The 2011-nt window shown below is 45.5% G+C and carries 2 protein-coding genes; both read left to right on the top strand.

Annotated features, from left to right (window positions below; translation table 11 throughout):
* The first annotated feature begins 84 nt into the window (after positions 1–84).
* Complete coding sequence (gene tnpB, locus DFP81_RS18035; protein WP_115899267.1) at positions 85–447, top strand: IS66 family insertion sequence element accessory protein TnpB; 363 nt, start codon at positions 85–87, stop codon at positions 445–447.
* A gap of 26 nt (positions 448–473) precedes the next feature.
* On the top strand, positions 474–2011 hold a 1538-nt coding region (gene tnpC / locus DFP81_RS18030), incomplete at its 3' end, for an IS66 family transposase (protein ID WP_115899266.1).

Below are 2011 nucleotides of genomic sequence, written 5' to 3'. Positions count from 1 at the left end.
GTAAGCGTCGGCTAACCCCCACATAGAAATCTCCACCAAACACCATAAAGTCTCTTGCTCTCTCTGAATTGGAACGAAAGACTTATGTTTACCGCGTCTGCTCAACTTAATGTGACCCTCATTTGCGGGCCAACCGATATGCGTAAGGCCATTGATGGGCTATGCAATATTGTCGCGTATGATCTGGAAAAGGAGCCTTGTAGCGATCATATTTTTGTCTTTTGCGGTCGAGCTCGCGATAAAGTCAAAATCTTACAATGGGCATCGAATGGCTTCTGGCTACATTATAAGCGTCTCGAGAAAGGCCATTTTCAGTGGCCTGGTATTGATGATGAGCATTTGTCTATTCAAGTATCACCTCGTCAGCTGAATTGGTTGCTAGATGGTCTTGCGCTTAACTTACAAGAAGCTCACCCACATTTAACCTATCGATATCATGACGATTAGGGTATTCGCTTGGTATAATCCAAGCCATGAAAATACTCCCTGATGACTTACCCAATGACATTGACTCTCTTAAGGCTCTTTTACTTGAGCAGTCGTTGTTGTTGGGTGAAAAAGACTCGGCTTTAGCGGTTAAAGACAATCAACTTGCTGAGTGGGCGTCAAAATACGAACGGATTCTTGAGCAATGGCGCTTAGCTCAACAAAAGCAGTTTGGTAAAGGCTCTGAAGTCTCTCCCGGGCAAGGCGAATTGTTTGACGAGTCAGAAAACGACTCTCAAGAAGACAATGCTGATGTTGAAACGGACAGCCAAACTGTTTCCTATTCGCGCACAAAACCTAAGCGAAAACCTCTGCCGAAAGACTTACCTCGTGAGACGGTTGTAGTGGATGTAGCGGAATCGGATAAAACGTGCGCTTGCTGTCAGACACCACTGCATCGTATTGGCGAAGACACCTCTGAGAAATTAGAGTTTCTTCCCGCTCAGTTAAAAATCCTCGAAACGGTCCGCCCTAAATACGCGTGCCGTCAGTGTGAAAAGACCGAAACGAAAACAACGATCAAGCAAGCAGCGATACCGCCTAGCATTATTCCTAAAGGCATCGCGACACCCAGCTTATTAAGTCAAGTGATCACAGGTAAGTTCCAATACAGTCTGCCTCTATACCGACAAGAAACCATGTTCAAGCAATACGGCATTGAACTGAGCCGGCAAACCATGTCGGATTGGATGCTAAAATGCTCTTCAGCGTTACAGCCCCTTTATGATCGACTTCATACGATTTTGCTTGAACAACCCGTGATCCAAGGGGATGAGACAACGCTTAATGTCATTAAAGAATCTCGTTCGAACTGTTACATGTGGCTTTATTGCACCGGTAGAGATGGACTAGACAAACAAAGCCCGATACCCAATATTGTGTTATACGACTTCCAGCCCACACGAAGCGCCCAATGTGCGATTGACTTTTTACAAGGCTTCGACGGCTATCTGAATGTGGATGGTTACCCAGCTTACGAATCGACCAAGGCAACGCTTGCCGGTTGCTGGGCACACGCGCGTCGAAAATTTATTGAAGCAGAAAAAGGCATGCCCAAAGGAAAAGCAGGTAAAGCAACGGTAGCGATTAACTTCATCAAAAAGCTGTATGCCATCGAAGCCTTGGCCAAGCAAAAAGGCACCGCTGAAGAAATCCGACAACTCAGACAAGAAAAAGCGTCTGAGATCTTGGCATCTTATAAAAATTGGCTTGAAAAGTCGGCTCAGCAAGTACCACCAAAGTCACTTTTAGGCAAAGCGATCCAATATAATCTCAATCAATGGGACAAACTCACTGTTTACCTAACAGATGGGCAGATCAATATCGACAACAACCGAGCGGAAAGAGCCATCAAACCCTTCGTGATCGGCCGTAAAAACTGGTTATTTGCGAATACGGGGAATGGCGCACGATCCAGTGCCATACTCTACAGCATCATCGAAACGGCAAAAGCGAATGGTCTTATTCCTTATGATTATCTAGTAAAGCTCTTCGAAGAACTGCCCAAAAGACAGGCTAACGACAG

This window comes from Marinomonas pollencensis, from assembly GCF_003387375.1.
In the GTDB taxonomy this organism is placed as follows: Bacteria; Pseudomonadota; Gammaproteobacteria; order Pseudomonadales; family Marinomonadaceae; genus Marinomonas; species Marinomonas pollencensis.
Note: the sequence above shows the minus strand (reverse complement) of the source record. Positions and strands in the feature narration are given on the sequence as shown.